Raw genomic sequence first — 13309 nt, 5'->3', positions numbered from 1 at the left:
GCCCGGCTTAGACCCGCGGCCGCGCGGGCTCAAGCCAGACCGGCGGCGATCATCAGCCGGTCGGCCTCGTCCGCCAGCAGCCGCTCGCGGCCGGCGCCGGCGATCGGCACCCGGCCGCGTTCCAGGAACATCGGCGCGGCCAGCGGCGGCACGCGGTCCAGCCGCAGCAGGTCGCGCCGGCCCCGGGTGCGGGTCAGCATCTCGTCGATGCGGCCGAAATCGACCAGGCCGCTGAGCGCGGCGTCGCGGGTGATTCGCAGGAACAGGTGGTCGGGGTCGTGCCGGCGCAGGGTGTCGTAGAGGATGTCGGTCGAAAACGTCGCCTGCCGGCCGCTGCGGCGCTGGCCGGGCAGGTTGCGCTCGATCAGGCCGCCGATCTGCGCCACCTCGCGGAAGGCGCGCTTCATCAGCGCGTTCGCCGCCAGCCAGCTGTCCAGCCCGTCGTGCAGCGCGCCCGCGTCCAGCAGCGGGGCAAGATCGTGCGTGCGCTCCAGCCCCCAGACCAGCGTCGCGTAGTCTGTGGCGACGAAGCCCAGCGGCGCGAGCCCCGCCTCCTCCATCCGCTTGGTGACCAGAAGGCCCAGCGTCTGCTGCGCATTGCGCCCGGCGAAGGACCAGATCGCCAGATGCTCGCGCCCCTCGTAGGGGAAGCTTTCGACCAGCAGGCGCTCGGCCGACGGCATCTCGCTGACCTCGGCCTGCAGCGCGACCCAGTCGCGGATCGGCCCGGGCAGGGCGCGCTGGCGGTCGGGCTGGTTGAGGATCGCGAGTGTCCGGCCCATCAGCTCGGTCGAGGCGGCGAACTTGGTGCCGTCGTAGACCGCGATCTTCGGCTCGCGGGTGGCGGCGCGGCTGACCTCGAGCGTGAGCTCGCGCAGCGCGTCGAACCGCACGATCTCGCCGCCGATCAGGAAGCTGTCACCGGGGGTGAGCGAGGCCGCGAAGCCCTCCTCGACCTCGCCCAGCGGCGCGCCGCCGCGGCCCCGCAGGCGCACCTTCAGCTTCTCGGTGTCGACGATGGTGCCCAGGTTCATCCGGATCCCGCGGGCCGCGCGCGGGTCGCGCAGCTGCCAGCGTCCGTCGCGTTCGAGGATCCGCTGCCAGCGGTCATAGGCGCGCAGCGCATAGCCACCTGTCGCGCAAAAGTCGAGACAGTCATCGAACGTGGCCCGCGACAGCCCGGCATAGGGCCCCGCGGATCGGATTTCGGCAAGAAGCTCGGTCGCGACGAAGGGGCCGGCGCAGGCGGTGGCGAGGATGTGCTGGCACAGGACATCGAGCGGCCCCGGGCCGCGCGGGATCCCGTCGAGGTCATGCGCGCGCACCGCGTCGAGCGCGGCCTGGCACTCGATCACCTCGAACCGGTTCGCCGGCACCAGCAGCGCCTTCGAGGGCGCGTTGTAGCGGTGATTGGCGCGCCCGATCCGTTGCACCAGCCGCTTGACGTTCTTCGGCGCGCCGACCTGGATCACGAGGTCGACATCGCCCCAGTCGATCCCGAGGTCGAGCGACCCGGTCGCGACCACCGCCCGCAGCGCGCCGCTGACCATCGCCGCCTCGACCCGTTCCCGCGCCTCGCGCGCGAGCGAGCCGTGGTGGATGCCAATGGGCAGGTTGTCGTCATTCTGCAACCACAGGGCGTGGAAGAACAGTTCGGCCTGCGCCCTGGTGTTGTGAAAGATCAAGGTCGTGCGGTGGCGGCGGACCTGCGCGAGGATGTCGGGGATCGCGTGGCGGCCACCGCCGCCGGCCCAGGGCGGCGGCTCGGCGGTGTCGAGCATGGCGATGTCGGGATCGGGGCCGGGATCGGCGGTCAGGACCGCGCAGGGCCGGTCGCCGTCGGCCAGGAACCGGGCCAGGGCCGGCGGATCCTCGACCGTCGCCGACAGGCCGACGCGCCGCAGCCCGGGCGCCAGCCGCGCCAGCCGCGCCAGCCCCAGCGTCAGCTGGTCGCCGCGCTTCGATTCCGCCAGCGCGTGGATCTCGTCGACCACCACCCGCCGCAGCCCCGCGAAGATCCGCGGCGCATCCTCATAGCTCAGCATCAGCGCGAGGCTCTCGGGCGTGGTCAGCAGGATCTGCGGCGGGTCCGCCCTTTGCGCCCGCCGGCGACCCGAGGGGGTGTCGCCGGTACGGTCCTCGACCCGGATCGCCAGCCCCATCTGTTCGACCGGGCCGGTCAGGTTGCGGCGGATGTCGGCCGCCAGCGCCTTCAGCGGCGATATGTAGAGTGTGTGCAAGCCGGGGCGCGGATCGCGGGCCAGATCGACCAGCGTCGGCAGAAATCCTGCAAGCGTCTTGCCGCCGCCGGTGGGCGCGACCAGCAGCGTGGCCGGGTCCTGCGCGCGGGCGAGCATCTCGGCCTGATGCGGATGCAACGCCCAGCCGCGGGCGGCGAACCAGGTGGAAATCGGGGCGGGCAGGGCATCCATGCCCCCTATCTAGGGCGCGGCGGCGGCCACGGCCATCACGCTCAATGCGCGATGTCGCTGTCCTCGACGAACATGTTGGCCCAGGCGCGGTCCATCAGCGCGGGCGTCATCTGCGGCTCGAGCCGCTCGAACTTGCAGATCGACAGGATCTGGTCGATCAGGAAGCCCGGCTGGTAGTTGGCATAGACGTTGCCGATCGACGGATACTTGTTGCGCAGCAGGTGGATGATCGAAGCCTGGTCCAGCGGCAGGCCCTTTTTCTTCGCCATCATCGCGAAGATCTTCAGGAAGCCTTCCTGGTCGGGCCCGTCGATCTTGATCTTGTAGAAGATCCGCCGCAGCGCCGCCTTGTCGAAGATCTGGTTGGGGTGGAAGTTGGTAGAGAAGATCACCAGCGTGTCGAAGGGCACTTCGAACTTCTCGCCCGACTGCAGCGAAAGGATGTCGCGGTTTTCCTCCAGCGGCACGATCCAGCGGTTCACCAGCTTCTGCGGCGGCTCGGCCTGGCGGCCGAGGTCGTCGACGATGAAGACCCCGCCCGAGGATTTCAGCTGCAAGGGCGCGGTGTAGGTCCGCGCGACGGGGTTGTAGGTCAGGTCCAGCATGTCGAGCGACAGCTCGCCCCCCGTCACCACCGTCGGACGTTCGCAATGGACATAGCGGTTGTCGAACCGCCCCGAGGTGCGCCGCAGCGCGTTCGGATCGTCGATCGCGGCCTCGGCGGCAGTGTGCACGATCGGGTCGTAGACGGCGATGATCTGCCCGGAATACTCGATCGCGCGCGGGACATAGATCCGCTCGCCGATCGCGTCGCGCACCCCGTTCGAGATCGAGGACTTGCCGTTGCCGGGCGGGCCGTACATCAGGATCGACCGGCCAGAGCCGACGGCCGGGCCCAGCTGGTCAAGCAGTTTGGGCGGCAGGATCAGGTGCCCCATCGCATCCATCAGACGGTCGCGGGTGATGGTGATGTTGCGGATCGACTGGCGGGCGACCTGCTCGCGGTAGCGCGCGAGCGGCACCGGCATGGCGCCGAAATATTCCGACTGCGCCAGCGCGTCGAGCGCGCGCGCCTTGCCGGCATCGGTCAGTTGATAGCCCATCTCGTTGCCCGAGGTCGCGTGCAGCGTGCCCATGGCCTCGACCAGCCGCTGCCCGCGGCACAGGTCGATCAGCTCCTGCGCGATGGCGGGCTGGACGCAGCAGATCCGCGCCATGTCCGAAACCAGCGTCAGGTTCATCCGGAACATGGTCTTGAGGAAGATGTCGCGCAGCATCACCTCGCCAAGGCCGGTCTCGACCATGCTGCGGGGCGAGACGGGGGCGAAGCTGGGGGGACTTTGCTGCAGGGTCACGGGGGGCACTCGCGGGCTGGGGGCGGGGGAGCGACGCGGCCCCGAACATGTCACGCGTCAATCAAACCCAGCATCGGGGCAGGAAGATGACCAAACCGCGAAAGCGTCACGGCGCGGCGGGTCAGCCGCGCAGCGCGAGGAAGGCGTCGCGCAGCCCGGGGAAGGCCGCGAACGCGAGATAGGTCAGGATCGCGCCCGAGATCGCGAGGCCCATGGGGAAATCGCCGCGTTGCCAGCTGACCCAGTCGGGCGTCGCGCGCCGCGCGGCCGGCAGCGCGCGCAGCCCGCGGTGGGCGGCGAAGGCGCCCAGCAGGAAGGCGGTGAAGATCGGCAGCAGCAGCGCCGCGTCGGCCGGCGCGACGAAGGGGGCGAGGGCGGCTGCGTATTTCGCATCGCCCGCGCCCATGCCGGCGCCGATCGTCAGCACGAAGCCGATCACCAGCACCACGGCATAGTTCAGCCAGCGCCAGGCCCAGACCTCGGGCGGCAGTACCAGCAGCCCCGCGACGGCGAAGATCGCCAGGATCAGCATCCCCGTCGCGTTGCGGATCTTCATCCAGCGCAGGTCGGTCCAGCAGACGTAGAACGCGACCGGCGCCAGCAGCACCAGGAACACCAGGGCCGCGATCTGCGGCGAGACCCCGAGCACCGCCGTCAGCCCTGCGAGACGGTGGTGACGGGGCTGCCCTCCAGCGCCTCGAGCGCGCGCGAGGCTTCCTCGAAATGCTGGGGATGGGTCTCGACGGCCTCGCGCAGCAGGCTGCGGCCGGTCTGCACGTCGCCCTGCTTGATCGCGGTCAGCGCCGCCGTGTACAGCAGCATCGCCTTCTCGACCTGCGTCATCTGCACGATCGGCAGGTCATAGCGGCGCTGGCCGGCGCGCGCCATCACCAGGTTGTTCTTGGCGGTGAACATCGTCGGATCGTAGGTCAGCGCCTCGGTGAACAGCTTTTCCGCCCCGGTGAAGTCGCGGCGATTCAGCTTGGAATAGCCCCAGTTGTTCAGCACGTTGGCCGGCCGGGTCGTCAGGCCCGCGGCGGTCTCGTAGAAGCTGTCGGCCTTCTTCCACTGCTTGTTGTAGTCGGCGACCATCGCCTCGAGCCGATAGCGCTCGTAGGTCTCGTGCGTCGGCGGCACCCGGTTCAGCTGCGCCTCGGCCTGCTTCCACTCGTTGGCGCGGATCAGCGCATCGGCAAGCTGCACGCGGTCGTCGGCGGTGCCCCCGGGCCCGTCGGCCACCTCGGTCCACAGGCGGATCGCCTCGGTCGGACGCTTGGCGCGCACCAGCGAGCCTGCGAGCCCGCGCTTGGCCGAGACATCGTCCGGCCGGCTTTCCAGCGTGCGGGTGAAATAGGACACCGCCTCGGCCGGGTCGGCCACGGTCAGCATGATGTCCGAGATGTTGTTTTCCTCGACCAGGCCGGCCTGCTTGACGGCGCGCTTGACCTCGGCGTCCGAGGTGCGCTCGGCGCAGCCGGCGACGAGGACCGCCGCGCCAAGGCACAGCGACGCGATGACGGGATGGCGCATGGCGCGTATCCTTATGCTCTCTGCCTCAGTTGGCGCCGAGCAGCAGGTATTCCCCGTAGCCGCGACGCACCAGCTTGTAGTCCGCCGGTTCTTTCGGGGGATCATAGCGCGCGGCCTGCATCTGTGCGAGAGCGAGGCGCAGATTTTCGCGGATCTCGTCCGAACTGCCACTGTCGAGCGCATAGGCGGTGCGGAAGACGCGGCTGGCCTCGGGCACCTCGCCCTTTTCCATCAGCACCACGCCCAGGTTGTTCCAGGCCGGCACGAAGCGTTCGTCGGCATCGATGGCGCGGCGCAGCATCTGCTCGGCCTGGCCAAGCCGCCCCAGCCGCAGGTCGGCCGAGCCGATGGCCGACAGCACGTCGACGCTGGTGCCCCGTTCCGCCGCGGCCCGGTAATAGGCCTCGAGCGCGAGGCTGTATTCCCCCGCCTCCATCAGCCGGTGGCCGACGGTCAGGCCATCCACCGCCTCGCCGTCGCGGGGCGCGCCGGCGGGCGCATAGGGGCTGGTGCCGCGCGCGGCCGGAGAGATCTGGCAGGCGGCCAGCAGCGGCAGCACGGCCAGGAAAGCGATGGCGCGGTGGCGCAAGATAGCCTCGGTCTTCGGAAGGCCCGCAGCGTCACTGCAGCGTGGCGAACATCTCGATGATAGACAAGATCGAGGGACCCACAAGGATCACCAGCAGCGGCGGCACCGTGAACAGCATCGTGCCCAGGGTGATCTTGGTCGGCAGCTTGTTGGCCAGCTCCTCGGCCCGCATCACCCGCTTGTCGCGCATGTCGGCGGCATAGACCCGCAGCGCCTCGGCGATCGAGGTGCCGAACTGGGCCGACTGGATCATCACCGTGACGAAGCTGGCGATGTCGGACAGGCCCGACCGCTCGGCGAAGGCCTTCAGCACCGCGGTCTTGTCCTTGCCGGCCTTGACCTCGTAGCTGACCATCTCGAACTCCTCGGCCAGCGCCGGGTAGCCGGTCTGAAGCTCCTTGGCGACGCGGATGATCGACTGGTCCAGCGACTGGCCGGCCTCGACGCAGACCAGCAGCATGTCGAGCGCGTCGGGGAAGCCGTTCTGCATCTGCTTCTGGCGTTCGGTGATGCGGCGGTTGAGCCAGTAGCGCGGCAGGTAGTAGCCGAGCGCGGCCGGCAGCAGCGTGTACATCGTCATCTGCGCCGGCGTGACCGCGCCCTTGGACGATTCGATCAGCGCATAGGCCGTGCCCATCACCAGCGCGAAGATCGCGATGGCGAACTGGATCGCGTGGAAGGTGCGCACCGCGGTCTTGCCGCGATAGCCGGCGCGCATCATCTTCAGCCGCGCCGTGCCCATCTCCTCCTCGGACTTCGGCTCGAGGAAGGTGGCGAATTTCTGCAGCTTGTCGGTCTTGCCGGTGCGCAGCGCCCGGCGCGGGTCGTCCTTGGCGCCGCGGCCGGGGGCGGCGCTGCCCTCGTCCTTGAGCTTCTTCAGCGGATCGGCCTTCTGGCCAAGGAAGATCGGCAGCGTGCACAGGATCAGCAGCAGGCCGAGCCCGGCCACCACGTAGAGCGGCCCGAGCGGCCCGAGGCGCGCGACGATGGCATCGTTGAGTTGGGTCAGCATCGCTTACACCTTGATCGTCGTCATGATCTTCATGAACAGCACGTTGAGCGCGAGGAACCCGAAGACCCCGATCGCCACCGGCACGAAGGCCGCGTTGTCCTTCACCCCGTCGTAATAGTCGGGCTTCATCACCTGGATGCCGACCAGCGCCACCAGCGGGAAGGCGGACAGGAAGGTGCCCGACCACTTCGCCTCGGCGGTGATCGCCTTCACGCGGCGGAACAGGCGGAAGCGGGCGCGCACCACCTTCGCGAGGCCGTCGAGGATCTCGGCCAGGTTGCCGCCGGACTGCTGCTGGATCGTCACCGCGACGGCAAGGAAGCGCAGGTCCTGCATGTCGGTGCGTTCGGCCAGCGATTTCAGGCTTTCGGTCACGTCGCGGCCATAGGCGGCCTCGTCGGCGATCATGCCGAATTCGGTGCCCAGCGGGTCCGCGACCTCGCGCGCGACGATCTGCACCGCGGCCGAGAACGGGTGGCCGACGCGCAGGCTGCGCACCATCAGCTCGATCGCGTCGGGCAGCTGCTCCTCGATCAGCGCGATGCGCTTGTTGGCCTTGTTGTTCACCCAGATGTAGACGCCGCCGACGCCCATCAGCACCGCCAGAAGCGTGCGCACCGCCGGGTCGGCCGAGGTGCCGATGGTCAGGCCCAGGTAGGCCAGCACGCTCAGCACCGCCATCACCACCAGCAGCTGGCGCGGCGAGAAGGCGATGTTGGCCTTCTGCGCCTTGGCCGCCAGCAGCGAATACAGCGGGATGCCGTTCGTGCTCAGGTGCTGGCTGGCCTCCTTGCGCAGCTGTTCCAGCACCTGGTCGCGCTTGGCGCCCTTGTCGAGCATCTCGAGCCGGCGGTTGACCTTGCTGTTGAGGCTGATCGACTTGCCGAAGACGAGGAGATAGAGCCCCTCGACCACCAGCAGGACCGCGACGAAGATGACGATGTAGATGATCGGCGCGGCGCTGAGGACCATGGCGCTTAATCCTTACAGGGCGGGTTCGTAGATCGCCGCGGGCAGGTCGTAGCCCCACTGGCGGAAGCGGTCGGCGTAATGCGAGCGGATGCCGGTGGCGGTGAAGCGACCGATGATCTTGCCGTCGCCGGCAAGGCCCAGACGCTCGTAGCGGAAGATCTCCTGCATCGAGATCACCTCGCCCTCCATCCCCGTCACCTCGGTGATCGACACCATCCGGCGCGAGCCGTCCTGCAGGCGCGAGGCCTGCACGATCAGGTTGACGGCGCTGGCGATCTGGCTGCGCACGGCCTTGATCGGCATCTCGATCCCGGCCATCGCCACCATGTTCTCAAGCCGGCTGATGCCGTCGCGGGCCGAGTTCGCGTGGATCGTGGTCATCGAGCCGTCGTGGCCGGTGTTCATCGCCTGCAGCATGTCGATGACCTCTTCGCCGCGGGTCTCGCCGACGATGATGCGGTCGGGGCGCATCCGCAGCGCGTTCCGGAGGCAGTCGCGCTGGGTGACGGCGCCCTTGCCCTCGACGTTGGCGGGGCGGCTTTCCATCCGTCCGACATGGGTCTGCTGCAGCTGAAGTTCGGCCGTGTCCTCGATCGTCAGGATCCGCTCGTCATTGGCGATGAACGAGGACAGGGCGTTCAGCGTCGTGGTCTTGCCCGAGCCGGTGCCGCCCGAGACGATCACGTTCAGCCGGGTCGCGACAGCGGCCTGCAGGTAGGCGGCCATCTCGTCGGTGAAGGCGCCGAAGCGCACGAGGTCGTCGATCGCCAGCTTCTCTTTCTTGAACTTCCGGATCGAGACCAGCGAGCCGTCGACGGCGACCGGCGGCACCATGGCGTTGAAGCGCGAGCCGTCGGACAGGCGGGCGTCGACATAGGGGTTCGATTCATCGACGCGCCGGCCCACGGCCGAGACGATCTTGTCGATGATCCGCAGCAGGTGGCGTTCGTCCTTGAAGGTGATGCTGGTCAGCTCGAGCTTGCCCGAGCGTTCGACGAAGATCTGCTGCGGGCCGTTGACCAGGATGTCGTTGACGGTCTCGTCCTTCAGCAGCGGCTCGAGCGGGCCGAGGCCCATGACCTCGTCGTACAGGTCCTGGTTCAGGACGGCGCGCTCGTCCTTGTTCAGCACGACCGACATCTCGCCCAGCGCTTCCGAGGCGATGGCCGAGATCTCGGCCCGCAGCTCGGCTTCGGTGGCGTGTTCCAGCGCCGAGAGGTTGAGGTCGTCAAGCAGGCGCTTGTGCAGCTGCACCTTCAGGTCCGACAGCCGTTCCTTGCGCTTCTTCTCCTTGTCGGCGGCCACCGCCTGCGCCGGGGCGCCCGGCAGATCGGGCCGGCGCTGGACCTGGGCGCGGGGCGGCGGCGCGGCGACCGGCGTGCTGGCCGGCGGCGCCTGCACCTGGGCTGCGGGCGCCATGGTCGGCGCGGCGGGGGCAGGGGCGGGCGTCGTGGGCTTCTTGTAGCGCGAAAACATGGTCGAACCTATCTCGTGGGCCTGCTCGGGGCGTCGGGGGCGATCCCGCCGGGGATCAGAGCTTCGCGCTCTCGGCGGCGCGGTTCAGCTCGAAAAGGGATTTGGCCAGCTTGCCGATCTCCTTGCGCAGCGCGTTCTTCTTCGTCGCGCCATGCAGGGCCAGCGGCAGGCCGTGGTCGTTGGCCTGGGTGACCTGGCGGCCGCCGTCGGGCATCTGCAGCTCGATCTTGATGTCGAGGCTCTCGGCCAGGCGCTTGACCCGGGCCTTGCCGGGCAGGTCGGCCATCCCCGGCGCGCGGTTCAGCACATAGCGCATCTTCTCCAGCGGCAGGTCCTCGGCCTTCAGGGCCCGGATCATCCGCAGCGTGTTCTGGGCCGAACGCATGTCGAGCTCGATCTCGGCGAAATAGACATGGGCCTGGTTCAGCACCGCCTCGGTCCACTGCACCACGGTCGAGGGCATGTCGACGATGACGAAGTCGAAGCAGCTGCGCGCCACGTTGAGGATGCGGTGGATGTCTTCCGAGGTGACGATGTCGAGGGGCAGCATCTCGCCCGGGGCCGTCAGCACGTGCAGCCGCTCGTTGTAGGTCACCATCGACAGCATCAGCGATTCGGTGTCGAGCTTCGAGGTGTCCGACAGCATGTCGAACACGACGTCGCGGCGAGGCAGGTCGAGATAGGTCGCGGCGGCGCCCATCTGCAGGTCGAAGTCCAGCAGGCAGACGCGCGGGCCGTTCTCCTTCGACAGGGTCGCGATCTCCCAGGCGAGGTTCACCGCGAAGGTCGAGGCGCCGACCCCGCCCGCCAGCCCGTGCACCGGCAGGATCACCCCGTCGCGGCTGTTGCCCGACCGGAAGGCCGGGGCGCGGGCCCCGTCGTCGGGCTCGGCCGGCTGCGGCGCCGCCGGGGCCGGGGCCACGGCCTCGGCCGACAGCCGCTCGATCGCTTCGTGCAGGGCGTTCTGCGGCAGCGGATAGGGCAGAAAATCGTTTGCGCCCAGCTTCATGAGCTGGTGCAGCGCCGCCGGGCCCAGGGCCTCGACGATCAGCAGGACGCGGATGCCGCGCTCCTTGGCGCGGGCGACGATGGCCGAGACGGTCGGGACGTCGGACTCGTCTTCCTCGTCCAGCGCGATGGCGATGAACTGCAGCGCCGAGGCGTCGGGCTGGTCCAGGAAACGCAGCGTCTCGTCGAAGCCGAGATCACCCCAGCTTTCGCCAAGCTCGGCTTCCATGTCCTCGATCAGCAGATCGAAGTTGGACACATCGCGCGACACCGTGCAGGCAACGATCTGCGCGGTTTCGGCTTCGAGCATCTGAGCTGCGTTCGACATCTCGCCTTATTCCCTTCTGGGGCCTTTTGCCCGCTGCGGCTCTGACGGCCGGGTCACTCTTCCTCGGCTGGAAGGTGGCCGAGGATTTGGGCGAGAATGCGGCTGGAATTTCGAAATTGTTGGGTAATCGTGCACGGTTGCCGGTGCGGGTCGCGCAGGGCCCCGGTGGCGCCGTGGCCCGCCGCGGTTGCGCGGCGGCAAGCCGAGGCCGCGCGGTCGGTCGAGGCCGGGAAGCGCGCGGCGGGCAGGGGCGCCTTGGCGAAGCGCGCGGCGGGCAGGGGGCGGCGCGGGCAGGGGCCCGCGCCGCGCCGGATCAGTTGCTGGTCGAGCCGCTGCTGCTGCTGCTTCCACTGTCGCCGCCAAGGTTGGACGTGCCACCGGACCATGTCGGCTGGGCATGGTTGGTGACACCGCTGGCGATATAGTCGCGGAAAATCACTTCCGCATACTTACCGTTCAGCGGCGTGCCCTGGCGGTGGCCGACGAAGCCCGAAACCTCGGTCACGGTGCGGCGGTTCTGGGCGTTCGGCGCCTCGGTCAGCACCAGCGGCTGTGTTTCGCCATAGGAAACGACGGCCTCGAGACGGCGGCGGCTGATGCCGCGGGTCGAGAGGTAGCCGACGACCGCCTGGGCCCGGCGCAGGCCCAGCGCGCGGTTGTAGGCGTTCGACCCCACGAGGTCGGTGTGGCCGTAGACGCGGAAGCGCAGCTCGGGGAACTGGCGGATGAAATCGGCCTGCCGATCGAGGATCGCGCGCGCCTCGGCGTCGAGCGCCGCGGAGTTGAAGGCGAAGTTCACCCGCGGCGGCACCGAGGCCGCGAACCGGCGGGTCAGGTCGACGACATAGCTGGTGTCGCCGGACTGGATCATGCGGTTCTGCATCGTGGCGTTGCCGAAGCCGGCGGCGGTGCTGTCAATCCGTTCGCCGGCAGGGCCAGTGGCACAGGCGGCCAGCGTCAGCAGCGCGGGCACGACCGCGAGGGCAAGGGGGCGGCGCAGGGTCATTCCCGTCACTCCATCACGTAGCCGTAGGAACCGGTATAGTCCTGCTTGGCGACCTCGGCCGCCGCGCCGCTGGTCTTGCCGCGCAGGAACAGGTCGCCTTCGGACGGGATGCGGACCCGGTCGGTCGGCATCGCCAGCGCCTGGCCGCGGGTCGGCGTCACCAGGTGCGGCGTCACGATGATCACCAGTTCGGTCTGCTCGCGCTGGTACTGGACCGAGCGGAACAGCGCGCCCAGCACCGGGATGTCGCCCAGCCACGGCACCTGGCTGTTCTGGTCGCGGAAGTCGTCCTGCAGCAGGCCGGCGATGGCGAAGCTCTCGCCGTCGCGCATCTCGACGGTGGTCTTGCTCTCGCGCCGGCGGAAGCCGTTGATCGAGAAGCCGTCGTTCGCGACCACCACGGTCGAATCGATGCCCGACACCGCGGCGGTCATCTGCAGGTTGATGATGTCGCCGTCCACGACGCGGGGCACGAAGGCCAGTTCGACGCCGAAGGGCTTGTATTCGACCGTCACGCCGCCGTCGCCGTCCGGCGACGGGATCGGGTATTCGCCACCGGCGAGGAAGCTTGCCTCCTGCCCCGACAGCGCGGTGAGGTTCGGCTCGGCCAGCGTCCGGACCATGCCCTTGGTTTCCAGCGCTTCCAGCAGCACGCCCAGCTCGAAGCTGCCGCGGGTCAGCACCGCGCCCAGCGCGCCCGCCGCCGAGGTGGTGACGGTGCTGCCGCTGGTCAGGTTGTTGATCTGGTCGATGTTGCCCGCGACCCCGGCGATGCGGCCGCTCGAGCCGGCATTGGCGCCGCCGAGCGAGGCCGAGAGGTTCTTGGATACCGAGCGCTGCATCTCGGCGAATCGCACCTGCAGCATCACCTGCTGGGTGCCGCCGACGTTCATCAGGTTCGACACCCGGTCCGGCGCGTAGCGGTTCGCCAGTTCCAGCGCCCGGTCGAGCGCGGCGGTCGAGGTGACGGTGCCCGACAGCACGATGCCGTCGTTGGCCGTGCGCACCTCGATCGACTCGCCCGGCAGCACCTGCTGCAGGCGTTCCTTGAACTCGGCGATGTCGGGGGTGACCTGCACCTCGACGTTGGTCATCAGCTGGCCGTTCGCGCCCAGCAGCGTCAGCGTCGTGCGCCCGGGCGCCTTGCCCAGCACGTAGATCGAGCGGTCGGACAGCGTCGAGATGTCGGCGATGCCGGGGTTGGCGATCGAGAGTTCCGCGAACGGGGTCTCGGCCTCGACGACCACGGCACGGTTCATCGGCACAGAGAGCGGCGTCGAGGTCGAGCCGCTCATCACGCGCAAGACTTCGGCCGAGACCGCCGACGGCACGGCCAACGCCATGCACAGGCCGACGGATCCGGCCCATAGAAGCTTCGTCATCATCCCGCTGTCCTGCCTCTCGAACGTGCCTCTGCCCGGGTCTTTGCGCCCGAAATTTTGGGGCAGAATGCGGGAAAACGTGGATTCATGCAATAATCAACCGCTTGCATGGCGAACTTGATGCGAAGGTGTCGCAGGCGGGCGGCCCGGCGCCATGCGAAGGGGCCGCCTCCTTGCGGAAGCGGCCCCGTGTCGCGGTCCGTCGGCGCGCCGCCGGTG

At 69.1% G+C, this 13309-nt stretch carries 11 protein-coding genes; all 11 read right to left on the bottom strand.

Going from position 1 to position 13309, the window contains the following annotated elements:
- Positions 1-29: 29 nt before the first annotated feature.
- Positions 30-2432: a ligase-associated DNA damage response DEXH box helicase gene (locus V8J39_RS14715; protein ID WP_336461688.1), complete on the bottom strand. Its 2403-nt coding sequence runs from the start codon at positions 2430-2432 to the stop codon at positions 30-32.
- Between the two features lie 41 nt (positions 2433-2473).
- Complete coding sequence (locus V8J39_RS14710) at positions 2474-3736, bottom strand: ATPase (protein ID WP_442902602.1); 1263 nt, start codon at positions 3734-3736, stop codon at positions 2474-2476.
- Positions 3737-3908: 172 nt separating this feature from the next.
- Complete coding sequence (locus tag V8J39_RS14705) at positions 3909-4436, bottom strand: prepilin peptidase (RefSeq protein ID WP_336461686.1); 528 nt, start codon at positions 4434-4436, stop codon at positions 3909-3911.
- A 5-nt stretch (positions 4437-4441) separates the two neighbouring features.
- Entirely contained in the window at positions 4442-5317 is an 876-nt protein-coding gene (locus V8J39_RS14700) for a tetratricopeptide repeat protein (RefSeq protein ID WP_336461685.1), read from the bottom strand.
- A gap of 25 nt (positions 5318-5342) precedes the next feature.
- Positions 5343-5906 carry a tetratricopeptide repeat protein gene (locus V8J39_RS14695; RefSeq protein ID WP_336461684.1) on the bottom strand — a complete coding sequence of 188 codons (564 nt, stop codon included), beginning with the start codon at positions 5904-5906 and terminating at the stop codon, positions 5343-5345.
- Between the two features lie 31 nt (positions 5907-5937).
- Complete coding sequence (locus V8J39_RS14690; RefSeq protein ID WP_336461683.1) at positions 5938-6918, bottom strand: type II secretion system F family protein; 981 nt, start codon at positions 6916-6918, stop codon at positions 5938-5940.
- 3 nt (positions 6919-6921) lie between these two features.
- Positions 6922-7890 carry a type II secretion system F family protein gene (locus V8J39_RS14685; protein ID WP_336461682.1) on the bottom strand — a complete coding sequence of 323 codons (969 nt, stop codon included), beginning with the start codon at positions 7888-7890 and terminating at the stop codon, positions 6922-6924.
- A 12-nt stretch (positions 7891-7902) separates the two neighbouring features.
- Positions 7903-9366 carry a CpaF family protein gene (locus tag V8J39_RS14680; protein ID WP_336461681.1) on the bottom strand — a complete coding sequence of 488 codons (1464 nt, stop codon included), beginning with the start codon at positions 9364-9366 and terminating at the stop codon, positions 7903-7905.
- A 55-nt stretch (positions 9367-9421) separates the two neighbouring features.
- Positions 9422-10702 (bottom strand): AAA family ATPase, encoded by a 1281-nt coding sequence (locus V8J39_RS14675; protein ID WP_336461680.1) that lies wholly within the window; start codon positions 10700-10702, stop codon positions 9422-9424.
- Between the two features lie 313 nt (positions 10703-11015).
- Positions 11016-11708, bottom strand: coding sequence for an OmpA family protein (locus V8J39_RS14670; protein WP_336461679.1), 693 nt, complete (start codon positions 11706-11708; stop codon positions 11016-11018).
- A gap of 5 nt (positions 11709-11713) precedes the next feature.
- Positions 11714-13093, bottom strand: coding sequence for a type II and III secretion system protein family protein (locus tag V8J39_RS14665; RefSeq protein ID WP_336461678.1), 1380 nt, complete (start codon positions 13091-13093; stop codon positions 11714-11716).
- Positions 13094-13309: the final 216 nt, after the last annotated feature.

This window comes from Frigidibacter sp. MR17.24 (assembly GCF_037095655.1).
Lineage (GTDB): Bacteria > Pseudomonadota > Alphaproteobacteria > Rhodobacterales > Rhodobacteraceae > Frigidibacter.
The sequence above is the reverse complement of the archived record's forward strand: the minus strand, read 5'-3'. Positions and strand labels throughout refer to the sequence as shown.

Excerpts from the sequence above, each read along its gene's own strand:
- V8J39_RS14690 (WP_336461683.1), bottom strand. The coding sequence starts at position 6,918 with ATGCTGACCCAACTCAACGATGCCATCGTCGCGCGCCTCGGGCCGCTC.
- V8J39_RS14685 (WP_336461682.1), bottom strand. The coding sequence starts at position 7,890 with ATGGTCCTCAGCGCCGCGCCGATCATCTACATCGTCATCTTCGTCGCG.
- V8J39_RS14710 (WP_442902602.1), bottom strand. The coding sequence starts at position 3,736 with ATGGTCGAGACCGGCCTTGGCGAGGTGATGCTGCGCGACATCTTCCTC.
- V8J39_RS14665 (WP_336461678.1), bottom strand. The coding sequence starts at position 13,093 with ATGATGACGAAGCTTCTATGGGCCGGATCCGTCGGCCTGTGCATGGCG.
- V8J39_RS14715 (WP_336461688.1), bottom strand. The coding sequence starts at position 2,432 with ATGGATGCCCTGCCCGCCCCGATTTCCACCTGGTTCGCCGCCCGCGGC.
- V8J39_RS14670 (WP_336461679.1), bottom strand. The coding sequence starts at position 11,708 with ATGACCCTGCGCCGCCCCCTTGCCCTCGCGGTCGTGCCCGCGCTGCTG.
- V8J39_RS14680 (WP_336461681.1), bottom strand. The coding sequence starts at position 9,366 with ATGTTTTCGCGCTACAAGAAGCCCACGACGCCCGCCCCTGCCCCCGCC.
- V8J39_RS14675 (WP_336461680.1), bottom strand. The coding sequence starts at position 10,702 with ATGTCGAACGCAGCTCAGATGCTCGAAGCCGAAACCGCGCAGATCGTT.
- V8J39_RS14700 (WP_336461685.1), bottom strand. The coding sequence starts at position 5,317 with ATGCGCCATCCCGTCATCGCGTCGCTGTGCCTTGGCGCGGCGGTCCTC.